Annotated in this window: 17 protein-coding genes, 1 rRNA gene and 2 pseudogenes; 12 read left to right on the forward strand and 8 right to left on the reverse strand. The window is 59.5% G+C overall.

Features of this window, described 5'->3' with window-relative positions:
• Positions 1-9: 9 nt before the first annotated feature.
• The 4 genes from rrf (at position 10) to AC1DKH_RS29250 (ending at position 3,838) form a co-directional block, all read left to right on the forward strand.
• Positions 10-125 (forward strand): 5S ribosomal RNA (gene rrf, locus AC1DKH_RS29235).
• A 147-nt stretch (positions 126-272) separates the two neighbouring features.
• Complete coding sequence (locus tag AC1DKH_RS29240) at positions 273-932, forward strand: paraquat-inducible protein A (RefSeq protein WP_477800098.1); 660 nt, start codon at positions 273-275, stop codon at positions 930-932.
• Positions 919-1,542: a paraquat-inducible protein A gene (locus tag AC1DKH_RS29245; protein WP_150728041.1), complete on the forward strand. Its 624-nt coding sequence runs from the start codon at positions 919-921 to the stop codon at positions 1,540-1,542. The genes AC1DKH_RS29240 and AC1DKH_RS29245 overlap by 14 nt, the downstream gene beginning before the upstream one ends.
• Positions 1,535-3,838 carry a PqiB family protein gene (locus AC1DKH_RS29250; RefSeq protein ID WP_477800099.1) on the forward strand — a complete coding sequence of 768 codons (2,304 nt, stop codon included), beginning with the start codon at positions 1,535-1,537 and terminating at the stop codon, positions 3,836-3,838. Before AC1DKH_RS29245 ends, AC1DKH_RS29250 begins: the two co-directional genes overlap by 8 nt.
• Positions 3,839-4,026: 188 nt before the next feature.
• Here the strand turns inward: AC1DKH_RS29250 and mksF are convergent, their stop codons facing one another.
• Genes mksF through mksB form a run of 3 tightly spaced genes read right to left on the reverse strand, consistent with a single transcriptional unit; the run spans position 4,027 to position 8,856 of the window.
• The gene (mksF, locus tag AC1DKH_RS29255) at positions 4,027-6,867 is read right to left on the reverse strand and encodes an Mks condensin complex protein MksF (RefSeq protein WP_477800100.1); all 2,841 of its coding nucleotides are present in this window, start codon (positions 6,865-6,867) and stop codon (positions 4,027-4,029) included.
• Entirely contained in the window at positions 6,864-7,577 is a 714-nt protein-coding gene (mksE, locus tag AC1DKH_RS29260) for an Mks condensin complex protein MksE (protein ID WP_477800101.1), read from the reverse strand. The genes mksF and mksE overlap by 4 nt, the downstream gene beginning before the upstream one ends.
• Positions 7,567-8,856 (reverse strand): Mks condensin complex protein MksB, encoded by a 1,290-nt coding sequence (gene mksB, locus AC1DKH_RS29265; RefSeq protein ID WP_477760530.1) that lies wholly within the window; start codon positions 8,854-8,856, stop codon positions 7,567-7,569. Before mksB ends, mksE begins: the two co-directional genes overlap by 11 nt.
• A gap of 231 nt (positions 8,857-9,087) precedes the next feature.
• Here mksB and AC1DKH_RS29270 point away from each other — a divergent pair, with 231 nt between their 5' ends.
• Together AC1DKH_RS29270 and rimI are read left to right on the forward strand one after the other, a co-directional pair.
• A complete protein-coding gene (locus AC1DKH_RS29270; RefSeq protein WP_477800108.1) occupies positions 9,088-9,834 on the forward strand; it encodes an energy transducer TonB in 747 nt (248 codons plus the stop codon).
• Positions 9,827-10,279: a ribosomal protein S18-alanine N-acetyltransferase gene (gene rimI, locus AC1DKH_RS29275; RefSeq protein WP_108214833.1), complete on the forward strand. Its 453-nt coding sequence runs from the start codon at positions 9,827-9,829 to the stop codon at positions 10,277-10,279. The genes AC1DKH_RS29270 and rimI overlap by 8 nt, the downstream gene beginning before the upstream one ends.
• Before the next feature lie 11 nt (positions 10,280-10,290).
• Here rimI and AC1DKH_RS29280 read toward each other — a convergent pair whose 3' ends face one another.
• Positions 10,291-10,695: a serine kinase/phosphatase gene (locus AC1DKH_RS29280; RefSeq protein WP_477800102.1), complete on the reverse strand. Its 405-nt coding sequence runs from the start codon at positions 10,693-10,695 to the stop codon at positions 10,291-10,293.
• A gap of 168 nt (positions 10,696-10,863) precedes the next feature.
• Here AC1DKH_RS29280 and can point away from each other — a divergent pair, with 168 nt between their 5' ends.
• Complete coding sequence (gene can, locus AC1DKH_RS29285) at positions 10,864-11,508, forward strand: carbonate dehydratase (protein ID WP_007978048.1); 645 nt, start codon at positions 10,864-10,866, stop codon at positions 11,506-11,508.
• A gap of 6 nt (positions 11,509-11,514) precedes the next feature.
• On the opposite strand, the gene AC1DKH_RS29290 is transcribed toward can, so the two are convergent.
• The 3 genes from AC1DKH_RS29290 to AC1DKH_RS29300 all read right to left on the reverse strand — a co-directional run bounded on the left by AC1DKH_RS29290 (position 11,515) and on the right by AC1DKH_RS29300 (position 14,869).
• Complete coding sequence (locus AC1DKH_RS29290) at positions 11,515-12,039, reverse strand: SET domain-containing protein (RefSeq protein WP_477800103.1); 525 nt, start codon at positions 12,037-12,039, stop codon at positions 11,515-11,517.
• 145 nt (positions 12,040-12,184) lie between these two features.
• Entirely contained in the window at positions 12,185-13,357 is a 1,173-nt protein-coding gene (locus AC1DKH_RS29295) for a hypothetical protein (RefSeq protein WP_477756699.1), read from the reverse strand.
• Positions 13,358-13,450: 93 nt separating this feature from the next.
• Positions 13,451-14,869, reverse strand: coding sequence for a short-chain fatty acid transporter (locus AC1DKH_RS29300; RefSeq protein ID WP_477800104.1), 1,419 nt, complete (start codon positions 14,867-14,869; stop codon positions 13,451-13,453).
• A gap of 201 nt (positions 14,870-15,070) precedes the next feature.
• On the opposite strand from AC1DKH_RS29300, the gene AC1DKH_RS29305 reads away from it, so the two are divergent.
• The 3 genes and pseudogenes from AC1DKH_RS29305 to AC1DKH_RS29315 all read left to right on the forward strand — a co-directional run.
• Positions 15,071-16,384: an MFS transporter gene (locus AC1DKH_RS29305; RefSeq protein ID WP_477762620.1), complete on the forward strand. Its 1,314-nt coding sequence runs from the start codon at positions 15,071-15,073 to the stop codon at positions 16,382-16,384.
• Positions 16,385-16,591: 207 nt separating this feature from the next.
• Positions 16,592-17,230: pseudogene (locus AC1DKH_RS29310) on the forward strand (PAS domain-containing protein); the annotation flags it as partial.
• A gap of 150 nt (positions 17,231-17,380) precedes the next feature.
• Positions 17,381-17,818 (forward strand): annotated as a pseudogene (locus AC1DKH_RS29315) (methyl-accepting chemotaxis protein); the annotation flags it as partial.
• A gap of 104 nt (positions 17,819-17,922) precedes the next feature.
• On the opposite strand, the gene AC1DKH_RS29320 reads toward AC1DKH_RS29315, so the two are convergent.
• On the reverse strand, positions 17,923-18,270 hold the full coding sequence (locus AC1DKH_RS29320; protein WP_477800105.1) for a DUF6124 family protein: 348 nt from the start codon (positions 18,268-18,270) through the stop codon (positions 17,923-17,925).
• 758 nt (positions 18,271-19,028) lie between these two features.
• Between AC1DKH_RS29320 and AC1DKH_RS29325 the strand changes: the two genes are divergently transcribed.
• Both AC1DKH_RS29325 and AC1DKH_RS29330 read left to right on the forward strand, forming a co-directional pair.
• Positions 19,029-19,565, forward strand: a complete 537-nt coding sequence (locus tag AC1DKH_RS29325; protein ID WP_477800106.1) for a DUF3304 domain-containing protein — start codon at positions 19,029-19,031, stop codon at positions 19,563-19,565.
• Entirely contained in the window at positions 19,553-21,883 is a 2,331-nt protein-coding gene (locus AC1DKH_RS29330; protein WP_477800107.1) for a T6SS phospholipase effector Tle1-like catalytic domain-containing protein, read from the forward strand. Before AC1DKH_RS29325 ends, AC1DKH_RS29330 begins: the two co-directional genes overlap by 13 nt.
• Positions 21,884-21,908: the final 25 nt, after the last annotated feature.

Consider the following 21,908-nt stretch of genomic DNA (forward strand, 5'->3'; position numbering starts at 1 on the left):
CCCGAATTTCTTGACGACCATAGAGCATTGGAACCACCTGATCCCATCCCGAACTCAGCAGTGAAACGATGCATCGCCGATGGTAGTGTGGGGTTTCCCCATGTGAGAGTAGGTCATCGTCAAGATTAAATTCCGAAACCCCTATCTGCATATGCAGGTAGGGGTTTTGTTTTTGGCGTAGAAAAAGCACGATCAATCAAGCACAAATTGGCGCAGTTATTTTTATCCCGGGACACTAGAATAGGTTCAACTTTTTCAGAGTCAGAGCGCTTATGCCAGATTCGGTTGACGCCAAAGAGCTGTCAGAATTACCACTAGAAAATCTGGTTGCCTGCCATGAGTGTGACTTGCTCATGCGTAAACCCGAACTCGCCCACGGCGAAAAAGCCCTGTGCCCGCGCTGTGGCTACGAGCTTTATGCCAATCGGTACAACGTCGTACAGCGCAGTCTCGCCTTGGTCATCGCCGCCTTGTTGTTGTTTATTCCGGCGAACTTTTTACCCATCATGCAGCTCAATCTACTCGGGCAGTCTTCGCAAGACACTGTCTGGAGCGGTGTTGTCGCCCTTTTTGACACAGGCATGCAAAGTGTTTCAGTGGTGGTGTTCCTGTGCAGCATAGGAGTTCCGCTACTCAAGCTGCTATGCCAACTGGCCGTATTGTTGAGTATCCGTTTTGATGTCGGACGCAGCTACGGCTTGTTGCTCTATCGCATTTATCACCATATACGCGAATGGGGGATGCTCGAGGTTTACTTCATGGGCGTACTGGTGGCGATCGTAAAACTGGCAGATATGGCAACCATCACCGTAGGCCTCGGCCTGGCGTGCTTCATTGGTTTATTGCTGATCCAAGTCTGGCTGGAGGTCGTAATGTCGCCTCACCAGATCTGGCAAGCGTTATCAGGAGAGGATGCCCATGCGGGCGATTGATGCAGGCATTCTGATTTGCAAGGAATGTCATGAATTGAACAGGCAGGAAGCTGATACCGATGAGCAAGTCTGTACACGCTGCGGAGCGCTGGTGCATGCCCGCAGCCCGAATAGCCTGGTGCGCACCTGGGCATTGCTGATTACCGCCGCCATTCTTTACATACCGGCCAATTTGTTGCCAATCATGACCGTGAACTCTTTGGGCAAAGGTGCGCCCAGCACAATCATGGCGGGTGTCATCGAGTTGGTGCACTACGGCATGTTTCCCATTGCGGCCGTGGTGTTTATCGCCAGTATCCTGGTGCCCACCTTCAAGCTGGTGGGCATTGGTTTATTGCTGTTTTCCGTGCAGCGTCGTCAGCCCCTTTCAGCTCGCCAGCGTATCTGGATGTACCGTTTCATTGAATTCATCGGCCGCTGGTCGATGCTCGATATCTTTGTGATCGCCATTCTCGTGGCGGTCGTGAATTTTGGGCGGCTTGCCAGCATCGAAGCCAATCCTGGCGCCATCGCCTTCGCCACTGTGGTGATTCTGACGATGCTTGCCGCAGTAACTTTCGATCCCCGACTGATTTGGGATAACACGGAGTCGGACGACGACCATGACTGATTTGCCTGTAGCGAAAACCCGACCGGCCTCGAACTGGTCTGCCATTTGGGTGCTGCCCCTGATCGCCTTGATCATTGGCGGCTGGCTCGGCTGGCGTGCCTATAACGAGACCGGCATCGAGATTCAGGTGCGTTTTGAGAGTGGCGAAGGCATTCAGGCCAACAAGACCGAAGTGGTCTATAAAGGCATGTCAGTCGGCAAGGTCAAAAGCCTCAAGCTCGATGATGAGGGCAGTTCCAAGGGGGTTATTGCCAGCATCGAGATGAACAAGGACGTAGAGCCATACCTGCGCACCAGCACACGTTTCTGGCTGGTCAAGCCGAGCGTGACGCTGGCCGGTATCACGGGCCTGGAGACGCTGGTTTCGGGCAACTACGTTGCGATCAGCCCGGGCGAGGGGGAGCCGGTTCGCAAGTTCAAGGCCTTGGCTCAAGAGCCACCGCTCTCCGATGCCCAGCCGGGTCTGCACCTGACCATCAAGGCTGATCGGCTGGGCTCGCTGAACCGGGGCAGTCCGGTGTTCTACAAACAGATCAAGGTGGGTCAGATCAAGAGCTACGTGCTCTCCGAGGACCAGAGCACGGTTGAACTCAAGGTATTCATCGAACCGACCTACGCCAAACTGGTGCGCAAACACACACGTTTCTGGAACGCCAGCGGCATCAGCATCGACGCCAATCTGTCAGGCGTGAAAGTGCGCAGCGAGTCATTGGCCAGCATCGTCGCCGGTGGTATTGCGTTCGCTACGCCTGAAAATCGCAAGGACAGCCCGCCTACCGACCCCAGCCTGCCATTCAGGCTCTACGAAGACTTCGATGCAGCGGCGGCCGGCATCCGGGTCAAGGTCAAGCTCAGCGACTTCGAAGGCTTGCAGGCCGGTCGTACGCCGGTGATGTACAAAGGCATACAGGTCGGCAGTCTCAAGGCGCTGAAGGTCGATCCCGATCTGTCCGGGGCCACCGCCGAATTGACGATGGACCCGTTGGCCGAAGATTACCTGGTGGACGGTACGCAATTCTGGGTGGTCAAACCGTCTATTTCCCTGGCGGGGATTACCGGCCTGGAAGCGCTGGTCAAAGGTAACTACATCGCTGTGCGTCCTGGCGACAAGGGTGCCGCACCGCAACGCGAATTCGTGGCGCGTCCCAAGGCGCCACCACTGGACCTGCGTGCACCGGGCCTGCACCTGGTGTTGTTCACCGAAAACCTTGGTTCGCTGGAAGTCGGCAGCCCGGTTCTCTATAAACAGGTCAAGGTCGGTTCGGTACAGAGCTATCAGTTCTCGCGAACCAAAAAGCAGTTGATCATCGGCGTGCACATCGAGAAGGAATACGAGGATCTGGTCAACGCCTCGACACGCTTCTGGAATGCCAGCGGCATCACGCTCACGGGCGGACTGACCGGTGGGATTCAAGTCAAAAGTGAGTCGCTGCAAAGCTTGATGGCCGGCGGTATTGCGTTTGAAACCCCGGAAGCCAAGGCGCCGCTGCGCAAGCGCATTCCACGTTTCCGCTTGTTTGCCAGCCGTGACGACGCCACGCAAAAGGGCGAGGTGATCAGCATCAAGGTAGACCGCGCCGATGGTTTGCGTACGGGCACGCCGATTCGCTTCAAGGGCCTGGATGTCGGCAAGATCGAGGACGTTGACCTGAGTGACGACCTGCAATCGGTGCTGCTGACCGCCCGGATTACCGAAGTGCCGGAACGCATCGCCCGGGTCGGCAGTCAGTTCTGGGTGGTCAAGCCCGAGCTGGGCCTGATCAAGACGTCCAATCTCGAAACCCTGGTGACCGGGCAATACATAGAGGTGCAACCGGCAGCGAAAAATCTGGGACCGCAGAAGAACTTTGTCGCTTTGGTCGCTGCGCCGGAAGCCGCCAGGCAGGAAGCGGGATTGAGTCTGGTGCTGAGCGCCGCCCGTCGCGGTTCATTGAAGGCCGGCGTGCCGGTGACGTATCGCGAAATCACAGTGGGCAAGGTGACGGGTTATGAACTGGGCCAGACCGCTGATCGTGTCCTGATCCATATCCTGATCGAGCCGAAGTACGCGCCACTGGTACGCAGCGGCACGCGGTTCTGGAACACCAGCGGTTTCGACTTCGATGTCGGCCTGTTCAAAGGCGCAACGGTGCGCACTGAATCCCTGGAGACGATGATTCAGGGCGGTGTCGCCTTTGCCACACCGGACGGTGAGCGCATGGGCGGCCCGGCGCAACCGGAGCAGACGTTCGCGCTGTTCGACAAGTTTGAAGAGGAATGGCTGGGTTGGGCGCCGAAGATATCGCTCGGCAAGTAACCTGTTGGCGGCAGTGCTGTCCCCATCGCGAGCAGGCTCGCTCCCACACTGGATTGTGTTCAACACCGATCTAATGTGGGAGCGAGCCTGCTCGCGATGGGGTTCAAGACTACTGAATAGTTTGAATGCCCACAAAAAAGGCCGCGATCCATTGGACCGCGGCCTTTTTATCGCCTTCGATTCAAGCCTCAGACCGCATCCAGCTCCGGTTCATCCGCTTGTTCAATTACCGTCGCTTTCACCTGGTCGTGACGACGGATGTACTTCCAGTCCGCCTCGTCGATGTAGATGCCGGCCGGGCCGCTGCCGCCTTCCAGGTCGATGGCGACACTGGCGCAGACCTGTGGCTTCACGCTCGCCAGAATCGGCACGAAGCCCAGTTGCAGGCTGGTTTCCAGCAACGCGGCCTGGTTCTTCTCATCGATGTCCGCTGCCTCGTCGAGGTAGTACGGCAGGCGCACGCGACCGGCCTGGTCACGGTCCATCAAGTGCAGCAACAAGTACATGTTGGTCAGCGCCTTGATGGTCATGGTGGTGCCGTTGGAGGCGGCGCCGTCGATGTCGGTGTGGATCACCGGTTGACCGTTGACCTTGGTGATCTCGAACGCCAGTTCGAACAAGTCCTTGAGGCCGAGCTGGTTGTGGTTCGCCGCCACCAGCCGCGCCAGGTATTCCTTGGCCTCTTCGTTCTTGTTGTCCTGTTCCGCACTCTGGCTCAGATCGAACACCGACAGGGTTTCGCCTTCCTCGTACTGGCCGGCGCTGTGGATGATCTGGTCGATGTGCTTGAGCGCTTCCTTGTTCGGCGCGAGCACGATACGGAAGCTTTGCAGGTTGGAGACCTGGCGTTTGTTGATCTCGCGGTTGAACAGTGCCAGCTGGTGTTCGAGGCTGTCGTAGTCGCTGCGGATGTTGCGCAGGGTCCGGGCGATGTCCGTCACGGCGGCACGACGAGCCTTGCCCAGGGTCAGGGCTTCATCGGTACGGTGCGCATAGGCGTTGATCAACAGTTGCAGGCGACGCTCCATATCGTCTTCGCTGTCAAACTTGGCCACACCCTTGAGGCGCACCTGAGCGTACAGCGCTTCGATCTGGCCGTCAGCCCGCAGCAGACCTTGCCAGCTGTCCTGATAGTCATTGAGCAGCGGCAGCAGGTTGTCCATGGAGTCGTCGATCGGGTCCATGAACGGTGTGCCGAACGGCAGGTCCGCTGGCAGCAACTGACGGCGGCGCAGAGCGTCGTCGAGGGTGCGTTGCTTGGCTTCCATGTCACCGATCTGCCGACCGACCAGTTGCAGCTTGGCCGACAGTTGCTGGACACGCTCGGTGAAGGCATCGCTGGAGCGCTTCAATTCGTCTTGCGCGGCTTCCATCTGCGCCAGTTGCTCAAGCTTGTCGCCTTCTTCGGCGCTCAGGGTTTGCGCGCGACGGAAATCTTCCAGGGCCTTCTGTGCATCCAGCACTTGCTGGTACAGCGCTTCGGTCTGGGTCTTGCTCGCGGCGCGGTCGGCGGCCACGGCTTGCTGGGTTTTCAGTTGCTTGAGTTCTTTTTCCAGGCGCTCTTTCTGATCGCGCAATGCCGCGCGGTCAGCCAGGGCCTGCAATGCCGGAGGTTCGATGTGCGAGATGTCGATGGACAGCCCCGGCACTTCGAAGCGTTCACCTTTGAAACCGTCGAGGATCAGCTCCACGGATTTGACCCACTCGCCGTCGTCGTCGAGGGTGATGCCGTGTTCACCCAGCGGCAGGCTGAACAGTGCGCTGTTGAACAGGCGCATCAGGCGTTCGACGTCTTGCTGTGAGAATTCTTCGCGCAGACGGGCGTAACTGTTGTTATCGGCGTGATCGAGTTGCTGCCTGACCGACTTCAGGCGTTTTTCCAGGTCGCGCAGGCGCTCGTCAAGGTCTTCGGCGCTGAACTGGCGGGATTGCGCCAATGCGCCGGCCAGTTCGTCGTGGGCGTCCTTGGCGGCCAGCAGTTGCTGTTCCAGCACCTTGACGTCATCGATCAGGGCAAAGCGATGCTTGAGCACCGACAGTTCGCCGAGCCAGCGCTGGATGCCGGTGATTTCCCGCTCCAGGCGCATCAGTTCCTGAGTGCCGCCGCGCTGGTCGTTTTGCAGGGCGTCCTGCTCATTGCGGTAGTGCTCGGCCTGAATGCTCAGCTCTTCCTTGCGCGCACTGGCGTAATCCGACCAGGTGCCGAGCAGGGAGTCGAGCAACGGCGAGATCCGGTGCAGTTTGCCGCGCAGGATGTCGCGTTGCTTCACGCCGTTGGCCAGGGCTTCGACCAGCGGGCCGGCGGCGACCAGCGAGTTGTAGTCCTGCTCCATGCGTCGTACATCGCGGAACGCTTCTTCGCACGCGGCAATGTAATCGACGCTACCGGAGCGCAGGCTGTGTTCGAAGGCATCGAGGAACAGCTGCTTGAGCTTGGCCGCGGTGATTTCGCGCATGTGCAACAGGTTGATGAACAGGGCGCGGAAGGTCTTCAGGCTCTGCTCGCTGGTGGAGCGCAGCGGAATCAGCGTCAGGTCCAGCGGGATCGATGTGTGGCCACCGACCAGCAAACGGCGCAGTTCGTCCGGCTTGAGTTCGTAGGCTTTCAGGCCTTCGCGTTCAAGGTTGGTGAAGAGTTCTTTCTGACGCAGGCAGGTGTCGTTTTTCTGATAGTGGGCCAGGTCCAGTTTGCCGGCGTAGGCAAAGAACTGGTGACCGAAACCGCCGCCCGGGCCGCGACCGACCACACCGATCACGTGGGGACCGTGGGGCAGGTTCACTTCGACCAGGATGTAGCTGGTGTCGGAGGCGAAGTAGAAGCGCCGGGACTGCTCCAGGCTGTACTTGCCGAAGCTCATGTCCGACATGCGCGCCAGGATCGGGAACTGCAAGGCGTTGATCGAGGCGGATTTACCGAGGTTGTTCGCGCCGTAGACCGACAGCGGTTCTTCCAGCGGGAACAGGCCGAGGCTATAGCCGGCGGTGTTCAAAAGGGCAAAGCGGCGGATGCCGTAACGTTCCTTGCTCATGCGTCGAGCTCCTGTTCTTCGGCAATGGCACGGGCTAAGGCGTCTTCTTCGCTTTCACCTTCACTCTCTATCTCAAAGGCGCTGAGATCCAGCGGGTCATCGGTCTGCAGCAGTTTTTCGTCGCTGTCTTCGTCGATCAGCACCGGCACCGGCAACGGCAGGACGCTGTGCAGACTGGCGGCCAGATCGCGGTCCTGTTGCACCGACAGGCACACATCGAGGAAGCGGTGCATCGGCGGCAGGAAGCGGTAGACACCGTTTTCTTCACTGGCGAAACCGAGTTGGGTCATGCGTCGCATGATCTTTTCTTCCAGCTCGTCCTGGGTCTGCACTTCGGCCTGAATGAACAGGTCGCGGTACTTTTCCAGCAACGACGGCAGCTCATCGCGACCGAGGCTGCCGCCGTCGAGCACGGCGATCGGGTCGCGACCCTGATCGGCCAGGTGCTCGACGAGGATGAAAGTGAACAGCGCCAGACGCTGGGCAGTCTTGTTCACCGCCGCCGCCGCGAGGTCCGGCACGAAGTAGTAGAAGCCGCGGGTGTCGCAGATCAGTTCAAAACCCAGGGCCTTGAACAGCGTGCGGTACTGGTCCTGGAAGTTCGACAACTGTGCGTACAGCTCCGGATCGCGGCGGCTGACGTGATAACCCTTGAACAGCTCGCGAAAGATCGGCGCCAGCTGGGACAGTTCGGAAAGATCAAGTTGCATGCGAAGTACTTCCATAGAGGGTGCTCGCAGAATTCTCGGTGGCATCGCTGACCGAGAGCAGGGCGAAGGAGCGCAGGCTGACCTGATGCTCGTGGGTATGGTATTCGCGACGCTCCAGACGCTCGCGCGTGAAGCGTTTTTCCCGCGACAGGCGCGAGAACCAGTACAGCAATTCGTCGGTGGCGCCGTCAGGTTCCTGCTCCAGCAGCCAGGTCATCAGGTCCGGCATCGGCAAGGCGTCTTCGCAGCGTTCGAGCATTTCCCGAACGGTGCGTGGTGCCCGTGGCGCTTCGCCTTTCTGGGTCTTGTGAGCCTTGGGGAAACGTGCCGGTTTCGGTTCGAAGCGGGCCAACGCATAAACGTAGGCTTCGACCTGACTGGCACTGCCAAGGAAGGTGCTTTGCGGGCGAGTGAACATCGGCATGGCCGCTTGTGGCACGGCGTCGATGCCTTTGCGGCGGATCATCGACAGGGCCAGTGCCGCGCCACGGGTCACGGCGTTGTGTCGGCGCGCTTCTTCACGCAACGGCAGCAGCAGTTCGCGGGCATGACGCAGGGTCAGTTGGGCGCTGGTCTGCATTTCGAGGATGCGTGCGTGGGTGCGTAGCAGCATGTCGTCGTCGACCAGGTGGCCGAGGCGCTGCTGTTCGCTGAGCATCTTCAGCAGGACGGTTTCGACCTTGCGCACGCCTTGTTCGAAGGCGCCATCGGCGTTCACCAGATCAATCATCGGCTCGACGTATTCGTCCCAGGTCGCCAGCACTTCAGCGTAACGCTGGCGCAACGGTATTTGCCGATCGCTGGTTTTCGCCCGTTCGGCGACGGCCACCAGTGCCTGTTCGTCGTTATCGAGTTTTTTCAGTACGTCGCGAACCCGCATGTCGAGCAGGCGCAACTGGCGGGCCAGGTCATTGCCGTCGCGGATATCGAACGCGTCCTGGATATAACCGGCCAGACGCTCGAGGTGGCGCAGGTAGGCTTCGATTTCCAGGCACAGGCCCAGGCGGTGTTCACGGCGCAGATAGGCGAGGAAGTCGTGAATCTGCGCATTGAGCTCGAAACGGTTCGGGCTTTTGGCCACGGGAACCAGGATGTCGAGGCGAATCCACACGTCGAGCAGGCTGGTGATGTCCTGCGGCGTACTGTCGAGTTGCTGGGCGGCCAACTGTGAACGCAATTCGTTGAGGCTCAGGGTGCCTTGGTCGAAGTGCTCGCACAGTGGCTCCAGAAGTGCCCAGTGTTCAGCGAGGGCGCGCAAGACGCGCTTGGGTTCGATCATCGGAATGGCCGGCTGGTTGGCGATTAAAAGCGGCGATTGTACTGCATCAGGGGCAATGCGATTCAATCTCGGGACGGGCTGTCGCATTCTTTCGATAAAGAGCATCGGTCGAGGCTATCGATCAACAGCAAGCGATCTTGAGCGAACGGCGGTAGAATCAGCGCACTTTAGTTATCCACAAGTGGCCGACCTTTGCTTATCGAGTCCCGTCGTCGCGCTTATCTGGCCGCCATGCAGGTGGTCAACTGGCTGCCGCGCACCGAATTGCCCTTTGCCGCACCGTCGCGGCCCGAGCTGCTGGAGACCCCCGAGCCGGTTGTGGTCGCGCCTGTCGTGCCCGCTGTTGTGGCCCAGACGCCCGTGGCGCCTGTGGCCAAGCCGGTCGAGCGGGCGAAGATCGAGGTGCCGCGCCCATCGCTGGCAAGCACGCGCACCGGGGCCAAACCGGTGGAAGAGGCTGAAGAGGCGCCGGTCGTGGTCAAGGCCCCGATCGTGCCGCCCCCGCGTTTCGCCCTGCAATTGTTGCGGGCCGGGCGTTGCCTGCTGCTGGTGGAGTTACCCACAGGCGAATCCTTCCAGAGCCGTGATCCTGCTTACCTGCTGCTCAAAGACATGTTGCGCGCCGCCGGTCTGCCGGACAGCCCGCAGATCGTCGGTGAGCCGGTGCGTTGGCCGCTGTTGGTGCGAGGCACGATGGATCAGGGCCCGGAAGCGGCCCGAGACTTCGTGCAAGGTTTCCTCTCGGTGCGCATGGAAGAAACGCCCTGCGCCTGCTTGTGGCTGATCGGCCTGCCTGCGGTGCGATTTGCCGGCGAAGCGGATGCCGAGGCGTTCAATCGCGAGTTGCAGATCGAAGGCCTGGGCTCGGCCTGGGCGGTGCCGGGCCTGGAATTATTAATGGAAAAGCCACAGCGTAAGGCTGATGTCTGGCAAGCCATGCGTCGGCTGATGGCGCGCTGGAAAGAATCGAATGAGTGACGCTGTATCGTTTCGCCCGATGAACGAGGCGGACCTGGAAACTGTACTGAAAATCGAATACGCGGCCTACAGCCATCCCTGGACTCGCGGGATTTTCCTCGATGGCCTGGGCAAGTATCAGATCTGGCTGATGTTCGAAGGTCAGCAACAGGTGGGCCACGGTGTGGTGCAGATCATTCTCGACGAGGCGCACCTGCTGAACATTACGGTCAAGCCGGAAAACCAGGGCCGTGGCCTGGGGCTGACATTGCTTGAGCATTTGATGTCGATTGCCTACAAGGCCGACGCCCGGGAGTGTTTCCTGGAAGTGCGCGACAGCAATACCGCGGCGTTCAAGCTGTACGAGCGTTATGGTTTCAACGAGATCGGCCGGCGCCGGGATTACTACCCGGCGGTGGGTGGGCGCGAAGATGCTGTGGTCATGGCCTGCACTTTGGTGGATTGAGTCCGTAGAGCTCAACGTTTTTTGTCGAGAGGATCGCGCCTCGCCAATTCCGCCTCATCCAGACCATTGCCACCGCCAATATCGTCCTCATCGACGATGCTCAGGTCCCAATCCGCGCGGCTATCATTGCCCGCCTCATGGGCATCCCGGGCGCCGTCTTCACGGATCAGGGTTTCCGGGCTCAGGTCATCGTCGGTAGGTTGATGGTCGCCGGTCGAGGCGCCGGCCACGCCTGCTTCACGTACGCGCCGACGAGGCATCAGTTGCTCGTGCTCCTCATCCGGCAGTTCGTCACCGATTCTGGCGCTGGGCACTTCTTCATCGAAATCCAGTTCATGCACCGAGCCTATGCGGTCTTCGTCGTCATCGATGGGCTCCGGTTGCACCGCATCGTACGGACGTCGTGAATCATTCATGGTAATTCCTCATACTGTAGGCCTTACTACGGTTGACCCACGTGGCTACCGAGAATTCCACCGGCATGGAGCCCCGTGTTCCGGATCAGGAGAGCATCTGCATTTCGCGCGTGACCCCGACGGACGGTTGTCAGTCAAAGCTGCGCATCATTCTTGAGGCTTCAAAGCATGAACGAATTACAAGATCTGATTGATAACAACGAGCGTTGGGCCGCTGCGATCAAGGAGGAAGATCCTGACTTCTTCGCCAAGCTGGCTCGCCAACAGACCCCTGAGTTTCTGTGGATCGGTTGTTCCGATGCCCGGGTGCCGGCCAACGAGATCGTCGGCATGCTGCCGGGCGATCTGTTCGTACACCGTAATGTGGCCAACGTGGTGCTGCACACCGACCTCAACTGCCTGTCGGTGATTCAGTACGCGGTCGATGTGCTCAAGGTCAAACACATCCTCGTCACCGGTCATTATGGCTGCGGTGGTGTGCGCGCCTCGATGCAGGATCGTCAGTTCGGCCTGATCGACGGCTGGCTGCGCTCGATTCGCGACCTGTATTACGAAAAGCGCGAAGAACTGGCCAAGCTGGCCACCGAAGAAGAACGGGTCGACCGTCTTTGCGAGCTCAACGTGATCCAGCAGGTGGCCAACGTCGGTCACACCAGCATTGTGCAAAACGCCTGGCATCGCGGACAGAGCCTGTCGATCCACGGCTGCATTTATGGCATCAAGGATGGCCGCTGGAAGAGCCTGAATGCGACCATTAGCGGTTTCGAGCAACTGCCACCGCAGTACCGCCTGCGTCCGTTCGAGCCCCTGTAAAGCCCTTCAGCACGGACTTTGCCGACGCCACTGTTGCAAAAACAGCTGGCCGTCGGCGTTCGGCGCTTCATCGTAGCCGGCGATCCAGCCCCGGCAGTTGTATGAACCGCAGCGGCAGGCGAACTGGCGCAGCAGCTTGTCTTCCGTCGCAACGTAATCCATCGACAGCCAGTCGCCTTTCTGAATGTCCTTCAGCGCCCATAACCACAGCTCACTCATGTCCAGAAACACGTTCGGGTCGCAAGAGTGGCACAGCAGCCCGCAGAAGCGCGGGTCATAGACGTGAACATCGGGCGCCAGCTGGCGGGTATGTCGGCTGCGATAGGGCAGCAAATGCCCCGATACCCGGCAGATTCGACTGATGCGGGGAAACTCGCGCAGCGCTGCTATGGCCATCGGCGTGCCTTTGTCGTTCGAGAGAATCTCGAAATCGGCCAGGGATGGAAATCCGAGGTGAAGGGGCAACTCCGCAAAAGGGTAAACACCCTGTGGCGGCGGTGCGAGAGACTTGCGCAGTGCATTGGCTTTCATAACGATCCTTGTCGGCTGGGTGCTGCGACTTCCATTGGCTGACGATCCTGTCAGCGCCGCAGCACATGGGGTACGGCCCAAGCCTCTCGCAGATATTGCGGGCGGTCTACTGTCATAACTGACAGATGGACTGCCGATAGTCGGTTTACAACGGTGGAGCGGGCAGGGCAGTGGCTGGCGCTGGCGCCTTGAGCTGTTTGAGCTGCAGCTGGACCGGTGCAGTCGAGCATTTGGCCGCCGCCTGTCCGGGCGTCAGGTTGCGAATCGAGGTGTAGAACAGCGTGCAGGTTTTTTCCTTCTCGGCCACTTGCCAGGTTTGCGTGCAGGTTTTCAGCTCGACATCGGCATTACTGTCCGGTTGGCGGCCCATGACGGCCTGCCAGCACGCGGCACTCAAATCCTGGCCCATGACTTTCAGGCCCGCTGCATCGGCCTTGGCCTTGGCATCATTGCCGGAATAGTTCGCCGGATCGGCGGCGTACCAGATGTAGCTCGGATGGTTGGAACCCAGCACCCGCACTTTCACCCCGTCACTCGGGCTGATCGTCGCCAGGCCCAGCACGTTCACGGTCGGCCCGTACTGTTGCTGGATCCAGTTACGCACCGGCGCGCCGAAGGCGACCATTGGCAATGTTTCACCGCTGGCGTGCAGGCTGACGTTCCTGACCATGGTGGTCTGGTAGTCGTTGAAGTAGCTGTAGACGCCCTCCAGATCCTTGCCAGCGTTGGATGGGGCGGCGATAGGGGCGATGTCGACAATGGTCTGGAAGCCTGGCGTCTGCTCGACCGGGATGCCATTGGCGGTGAGCAGCGTGGCCCAGCGATCCGTGGTGGCGGACCTCAGGTAATCCTGGGCCTGGGTCAGCGAATAGTCTGGCGGGAAGTGCAGCAGTTCGACGCTTTTGCGGTTTTCCAGGGCCATGCCCAGCGGCAGGAACAGATACCAGCTGTACGCCCACTTGCCATCGGCATTCAGTTTGCTGGCGCCGTTATAGGCCAGGTCACCGGCATCGAGCAGCGCTGCCAAAGGTTTTTCATAGCCGTTGGGCACGCCGATGATTTCTGCGTGGAGCTGACCATTGTCGGTTTTGACCAGAACCTTCGCGTCGCCGTAGCCATCGCGCTGCACGCTCTGGGTCAGGTAATGCTCGACGGTTTGCTCAAGCGTCCAGTTGCGAAAGCAGATCACGTTGCAATTGTTGGGGTAGGCGAAGAGGCGGGTAACGCGTTCGGTAGTGCCCAGTTTCAAGTTGGCATCGGCGTGGGCGGTGGTGCTCAGAGTGAGGGCTGCGAGGGTGAGTGCCGCGAGTTTGAACATGCTCAGATCCTTTTCAGCGTATAAGACCAGCAGATACTGAAACAGACAGGGCGGAACAAAAAGGGCCGATATCAATATCGGCCCTTTTTATGGTTACGGCATTACCGGCGGCAAATACGCCAGCGTCGTCCCCAGTGCCCATAACAACACTAGCACCAATGGCGTATGTACCAGCAATTGCACGAACGAGAAGCCGATCAAGTCCCGCGCTTTCAACCCCAGCACGCCCAGCAGCGGCAACATGTAGAACGGGTTGATCAGGTTGGGCAGGGCTTCGGCGGCGTTGTAGATCTGCACCGCCCAGCCCAGATGGTAGTTCAGGTCATTGGCCACTTGCATCACGTATGGCGCTTCGATGATCCACTTGCCGCCACCGGACGGGATGAAGAAGCCGAGAATCGCCGAATACACGCCCATCAGCAGCGCGTAGGTGTCGTGGGAGGCAATGCTGACGAAAAAGCTCGAGATGTGATGGGCCAGGGTCTGCGCATCGGCGCCCTTGACCGTGGTCATCAGCGCCGCGATCGAACCGTAGAGCGGGAACTGGATCAGCACGCCGGTAGTGGTCGGCACCGCACGGGCCACGGCGTCCAGAAAGCTGCGCGGGCGCCAGTGCAACAGGGCGCCGAGCATGATGAACAGGAAGTTGTAGGTGTTCAGCCCGGAAATCGCACTGATCGCCGGTTTGGTCGAGAACTCGTGGAACAGCCAGCCACCGGCCAGCAGCACCAGCAGGATCATCAGCAGCGGGCTGTATTCCAGCCATTCGCCGGGGCGGGTGCGTGGTTGCAGCGGTGGCAGGTTGAAACTCGGATCGACACCGCAGGCCTTGGCATCACGTGCCGAGTTCGGGCCAGGGGCAGTGGCGTAGGCAATGATCAGCGAGATGACGATCAAGGCCAGCAACATCACGCCGGACTGCCAGAGAAAGATCGTCTGGGTGAAGGGAATCACCCCGGTGATCGATAGAATCGACGGCGGCAGGCTCGCCGGGTTGGCCTGCAATTGTGCTGCGGACGACGACAGGCCCAGGGCCCATACCGCGCCAAGCCCCAGATAGGCGGCGGCACCGGCGGCGCGATAGTCCATTTTCAGATCGGTACGACGGGCGAGGGCGCGCACCAACAAACCACCGAACACCAGGGACAAGCCCCAGTTCAGCAGCGACGCGACCATCGAGATCAGCGCGACCCAGGCCACGGCGGAGCGGCCGTTTTTCGGGATCTTCGCCAGACGGTCGATCAGTTTCACCGCTGGCGGCGAACTGGCGACCACATAACCGCCGATCACCACGAAGGCCATCTGCATGGTGAAGGGGATCAGGCTCCAGAAGCCATCACCAAAGGCCATGGCGGCGTCGGTGGGTTTGGCTCCCATCGCCATGGTGGCCAAGGCCACGATAATCACCGCCAGGGCAGCAAACACCCAGGAGTCAGGAAACCAGCGTTCGGCAAAACTTGAGCAGCGCAGGGCAAAGCGGGCGGAGCGGCTATCTTCGATATCAGCGGCCACGGGGGTTACCTCGGATTTTTATGTTTGTTGTGGTCTTCGGGGCAGTAACCGCCCGTCTGGACAGACGTCAACATTAATTCAAGCCGAGGATTTTTGCGGGGCTGTTTCGTGGCTATGGGACTTTGGTCTAACGGGTTGTCCGCCGGTGCATTTGCGTAGACCATGGGCGCCTTGGTTTTTGCCTGTGCCAGAGTTCTTTACATGACTGCCAACACCGATTCGCGCGCGGCGCCGTTCAGCCGCTCGGACTACAAGACCCTGGGGCTTGCCGCCCTCGGCGGGGCGCTGGAAATATACGACTTCATCATCTTCGTGTTTTTCGCCCTGACCCTCAGTCAGCTGTTCTTCCCGCCGGAAATGCCCGAGTGGCTGCGCCTGCTGCAAAGCTTCGGGATCTTCGTCACCGGTTACCTGGCGCGACCGCTGGGCGGCATCCTGATGGCGCACTTCGCCGACCGTCTGGGGCGCAAGAAAGTCTTCAGCCTGAGCATCCTGATGATGGCGTTGCCCTGCCTGCTGATCGGAATCATGCCGACCTACGCGCAAATCGGTTATTTCGCTCCGTTGCTGCTGTTGGGCCTGCGCATCCTCCAGGGCGCGGCGGTGGGGGGCGAAGTGCCGAGTGCCTGGGTATTCGTCGCCGAGCACGCGCCCATCGCCCATCGCGGCTATGCCCTGGGTTTCCTGCAGGCGGGGCTGACCTTCGGCTATCTTATCGGCGCATTGACCGCGACCTTTCTGGCGCAGGCATTCACCCCGGAGGAAATCCTCGATTACGCCTGGCGTTACCCGTTCCTGCTCGGCGGCGTGTTTGGGGTGATTGGCGTCTGGCTGCGTCGCTGGCTCAACGAAACCCCGGTGTTCATGGCCATGCAGGCGCAGCGCGAAGCGGCCGGCGAACTGCCGCTGCGCACGGTCTTGCGCGAGCATCGCCTGGCCATTTTGCCGGCGATGATTCTCACCTGTGTGCTGACCTCGGCGGTGGTGGTGTTCGTGGTCATCACCCCGACCATGATGCAGAAAACCTTTGGCATGACCACCAGCCATACCTTCGCCTTGAGCGCACTGGGCATCGTGTTCTTGAACATCGGCTGCGTGCTCGCCGGGCTGCTGGTCGACCGCATCGGCGCCTGGCGCACGGTGATGCTCTATAGCCTGCTGCTGCCGCTGGGCATCGGCGTGCTGTATGGCTGCCTGATCATGGGCGGCGACTGGCTCGGCCTGGCCTACGCCGTGGCAGGGCTGTCCTGCGGGGTGGTCGGCGCGGTGCCATCGGTGATGGTCAGCCTGTTCCCGGCGCGGATTCGCGTCTCGGGAATCTCGTTCACCTACAACATTGCCTACGCCGCATGGGCAAGTGTCACACCGCTGTTGTTGATCGGTCTGATGCCATGGAGTCCATGGATCTGCGTGATGTTCAGTGCGGTGATGGGCGCGGTGGGCGTGGGCAGTGCGGCTTATTTCGGTGCACGGATGCCGAGAATCGCAGGCTGTTCCACTGCTGGCGCGCATTGATTGTGCGCGTCATAACTATTTTTACAGGACAAGCCTGAAACACGCTTAAGTAAATGTTTCCAAGGCCGATGGTTAGGTTGCGTATCGCTTTCTACCCCCGTCCATCGGTGCTTTCCCATGTTCAATAAACGCTTGAAGCAGGAGCTGTCGGCTCTTCGTGAAGAACTCTCCAGCCTCCAGCAAGTGAAGGAAAGTCTGGAAAGCGAGATGCTGGTACTGACTCTCGACAGCGATGGACGGGTTCAGTCGGTCAATCAGAACTTCCTTGGCGAGATGCACTACAAGAGCGGTGACCTGATCGGCCGACACATCGACGACTTCGTCCCGGATCACGTGAAGTTCGACGAATTCCAGCAGCGTTTCAAAAACGCGCTGACCCGTGGCGAGCACTTCGCCGGCGCAGTGCGCCTGTTGCGCGGTACGGGCCAGGAAGCCTGGTTGCGTTCGATCCTGCAACCGGTGCGCTCGGCCGATGGGCGGATCAAGTATTTTTCGATCTTCTCCAGCGACCTGACCCGCACCATCGAGGCCTCCCGCGAGCACGAGAACCTGATCGGCGCACTGGTGCGCTCCACGGCGGTGATCGAATTCGACCTCAACGGCAACGTGCTGACTGCCAACGACCGCTTCCTCAGTGGCATGGGTTACAGCCTGGCGCAGATCAAAGGCAAACATCACCGCACCTTCTGTCTGCCGGAGGAGTACAACAGTGCCGAGTACCAGAACTTCTGGCGTCGCCTGAACGCGGGCGAGTACGTGACCGACCGTTTCAAGCGTGTCGACAGCCACGGTCGTACGGTCTGGCTGGAGGCGTCCTACAACCCAGTGGCCGATGCCAACAACAGGCTCTACAAGGTGGTGAAGTTCGCCACGGTGATTACCGATCAGGTCAATCAGGAACAAGCCGTCGCCGAGGCCGCCAACATCGCCTACAGCACCTCGCAGCAAACCGACCAAAGCGCCCAGCGCGGTAACGCCGTGGTGACCCAGGCCGTGGACGTGATGCGCGACCTGGCCAGGCATATGCAAACCGCTGGCGATGGCATCGAAGCCCTGAACGAGCAGTCGCTGGTGATCGGTACCATTGTCAAAACCATCAGCGGCATTGCCGAACAGACCAACCTGCTGGCGCTCAACGCGGCCATCGAAGCGGCGCGTGCAGGCGAGCAGGGTAGGGGCTTTGCCGTGGTGGCGGATGAAGTCCGGCAACTGGCGTCGCGCACCAGCCAGGCCACCGACGAAATCGTCCTCGTGGTACGCCAGAACCAGGACATGGCGCGCAACGCCGTGGCGCTGATGACCGACGGCAAGCTCCAGGCCGAACAGGGCCTGGCCCTGGCGGCGGAAGCGGGTACGGTGATTGTCGAGATCCAGGACGGCGCACAGAAAGTGGTCAATGCGGTGGGGCAGTTTGCCAATCAGTTGTCCAACTAGCGTCTGATTGTCAAGAGATCGCAGCGTGCAGCAACATCCTACAGGATGTACGCCAATCCAATGTAGGAGCTGCCGCAGGCTGCGGTCCTTTGATCTTTTGATTTCTATTCGGGTGGATCAATCTGATACAGCGCCCGGTTTACCGCCAGTTCCCCCAGCATGATGACTTGAGCAATCCCCAACAGCGTATTGCGACTCGTCCCCTCCGTACGATCCGCCAGATCCATGGTCATGACGTTTGCCGAGGCCAGCGACTCGCAGGCATGGGTCAGCAGGGTTTCGGCATGGAGGTCCGTGTTGACGATAAACATGGTGCAAGGCTTGCGTGGGATGGCGCGGATGTCGGCGGCTGAGGGGATACGTTCGGACGGCTTGTGAAGCGTATTTGAATCGAGGGTTTCTGAAGGCGTTTCCGGATCGGCTTCCGGGGGGTTAGGTGTCGGTTTGAACATAGATGAAACTCCATATGGGATTGATGGAGTCATCACCCTCGCTACCAAACGAAAGGTGGTGACCATGCGAAGGTTGGTAGACCGGCCCATATGGCAAACCCGGCGCACCCGAGGGTGCCCTGCGCATGGTCACCATTGATACAAGTGCCGTAGAAAAGCACCTGTAAATGATGACGCTATACGCCATTTGAGAACGGGCTACCAAACCCGATCGCTGTTTTTTCAGCGACCGGCAAACGATAAAACCCAGCCCCAAGGCGTACAAGCCGGCGGATTCTGGCGTACCTGTAGGCAACGACGCAAGGCGTTGTGGCTTTCGCGAAGTAACTTGGTGGGCTTTTAAACACGCAAAAACTTGCACGCCAAAAAGCTCCTGAAAGAGATCGAAAAACCCTCGACTTGTCCCCTTTGAAGTACGTCGAATAAGTCCTACAGACCTGACACACCAACATTCCGGACGCATCCTACACGCCTACCAGAAGCCTCCTATTTCAACCCTTGTCAGCTTCCAGAAAGCTGTCGAGTGCTTGAACGAAGGAGGGTTAACGAAAGCCTCCCCATCCGCTTCGATAGGCCAGGGAGGTCTGATTTTGTCCAGCATATCGCGCACCTTCTTCGACCACAGCCGCCACAAACTGCAGGGTTTCGTCGCCGCCCATGAGCAGCGTCTGTGTTTCCCGTTTCAAGCAAGGTGGTGAACGAAAGTTTCCTGCCGCAGGCATTTTTCGTGCGCAGCTTAATAAACAGGGAGGCGTTTAATGAGTAATGAGAAAGGGAAGGTCAGGCGGCAATGGGCTGTCGGTAGTTTGCTGTTGTTGCTGGCTGGGTGTTCTCCGGGGACGCCAAAATATTTGGGCGGTAATTTGAATGCGGTTAACCATACGTCCGCAGCCATCAATAGTTTTTCGGTAAATGGTTATGGGGGGGGCAATGCCAGTCCTAATGGGTACGGGGGGGGAGTGTGTTGTGTGATGTTGCCCAGCCAATGGTCGCCGGGTTTGAAGTTCAAAGTGGAGTGGGAGACCGACCCGAATCCAAACGCAAAAATAAAACGTAAAACATCGGGTTATGGATTCGATCCAGATGCATACGCCGAGCATAAGGCCAAGTACCAGCAACACACTGCGATTGTGGAACTTCCGTCTTATGAAACAGAGAGTTTGTGTTCGTTAAAGATTCATTTTCTACCCTGCAATCAGATTAGGGCCACCACGGCATGTATGGCTTACGGCCAGCCTGGATACCCAATTAACGATCCTATACATATGAAGGAGCCAGCCGTATGTCCGAAGTAAAGAATCGTGATTCCGTATATGTCCCGGCCCTGTTTCCCAAAGCAGGGCGTTTACCCTGCGACCCTGAAGTGGTAAGGGCTAATTACGAACGGCAAACGGCTGAAGTGGAGTTGTACCGTCAAAAATTAAATGCCCAGCGCGGTTTTCGTGGCGCCTCCACCTGCGCGCGCGCCTTGCACATCAGCCTGTTTTTCGATGGCACCAAAAATAACGAGCCCTACGACACCCACAAGGCCAAACCGCCCCATCCGACCAACATCGCGCGGCTGTTTCACGCCAGCATTCTCCAACCGCAAAACGGTTATTTCCGCTATTACATTCCCGGTGTGGGTACCCCGTTTCCCGAGATTGGTGAATGGGACTTCAGTACCATGGGTATGGCGTTCGCCAACCGGGGCGAGGACCGGATCAATTGGGGATTGCTTCAGATCGCAAACGCGTTGTCCGTTGCACTGACCAATGATGATTTATCGTTGGCCGCGATGCAGACCAAGCTCAAAGCCATGGCCACCACCTGGCCCATGACCGCATTGGGCAAGAGCAGCCGCCGCCAGGCCATGGCTTCGCTACTGGAGCCGTTACGGGCCAAGGTGGCGACGGCGCAACCCACGGTGCTGGCGATCAAGTTGTTTGTTTATGGTTTCTCCCGGGGGGCCGCCGAGGCGCGTACTTTCGTCACCTGGTTGAGCGAGCTGTTCGACACCCCGTCAGGCGCCGAACGCCCGGAGCAAAAGCTGTTGGGCCTGCCGTTAAGCATCGAATTCCTCGGCCTGCTCGACACCGTGGCCTCGGTGGGCAGCGCCCGTGCCGCGCCCTTTGCCGAAGGGCATATGGACTGGGCCGATGGCACGCAGGCACTGCCCGATGTCGGGCGTTTCCCCGAATGGATCAAGGACTGCAGGCACTTCGTCGCTGCCCATGAGCAGCGCTTGTGCTTCCCGCTGGATTCGATCCGTTTTGCCGATGGCCGTTACCCGCCCTATGCCACTGAAGTGGTTTACCCCGGCATGCATTCGGACGCGGGCGGTGGTTACCCGCCGGGGGATCAGGGCAAGGCCCGTGGCGGATCTGGCGAACTACTGTCGCAGATTGTTTTGCATGACCTTTATGCGGCGGCCTTTAGGGCAGGAGCGCCGCTGACTGTGCCCGAAGCCGTAGTCCCGGATGAACTGCGGCAGATTCAGCCCGCTCGGGCTATGGCTCCTCAGACAGATCAAGAATTCACCGTTGATCAAATGCTCATCAATCGCTTTAACGCCTTGCGCACCACCCTGGGCTTGGACGAAGACCCTACCTCAACTCCAACCACCAGCGAACCCCTACGCCTTGGCCACAACCTGGAAGACACCATGGCCGCGCAACTGGCCTGGCTCACTGGCTGGCGAATCGAGCGATTTGCCCGGGGCAGTTATGCCAATCAGCCTTTTTACGGCCAGGCCGTGCAAACCAACGCGACCCTGCAAGCCGAGCAGAAAGCCCAGCGTCAGAAGGTTACAGAGAAGGCCAAAGAGGATCGCGCAGCCGGCCGGGGCCAACCTATCGAAACGCTGAATTTTTCCGATCTTGCCGGCCCACCGCCTTACGAACCGGTGCTGGACCAGCAGCAAATCCGCGAGGCCGCCGTCGAGTTCGAACACGACTATCAGCAGTGGCGCCGCGATCAGACCAGCTTTCAGGGATTGGTATTCGATGGCGTGCTGAGGGACACGGTGTATCTGCTCAGCGAGGATGACGAGCAGCACGAGTACGCGCAGATCAAGGCGGCCGGAGAGTTGCGCGCCAAGGAGCTGTTCATCGAACCCGGGGCCAATCGGATTGAAGTGAGTGACTCCGTGCCGATCGCTGCGGTAGTCGCCTTGTTCGACGATCAGGTACACGACTCTCGCGCCTGGTTCCTGCACGATTTCATGGAGTCGCGGGAGATGTTTGGTGATTACTTCCGTTATCGCGCGGTGTATTTCGGCGATGAATCCAACAAGCGCCTGACGCYGGTGGTGGTGGCGGGACGCGTGGTGGGCATTGCTCTGGTGTTGGGCGGGGCGTACAGCATTCGTCGTTACGGCGGCAAAGCCTTTGCCGGGACGATGGTCGCGGCATCAGTGGGTTATCAGGTGATCAACGCCGCCACGGGCGAGGTGGAACCCTTCCTGCCGGGCGCGGAGCAGATCCTGAAATCGACTTTGGCCATCGGCCAGGTCGTGGCGCAGCAAAAGCAGGCCATTGTCAAAGCCGAGGAGGCACTGCGCATGGAGAAGATGCTCGACTATCTGACCCGCAGTGGCGGGTTGGTCGAGCGGGTGAAGGAGGTGGTGTCTTGATGCCCCTGGTGCGTAGGGGCGATCC

It is taken from the genome of Pseudomonas sp. 05L36 (genome assembly GCF_056398125.1).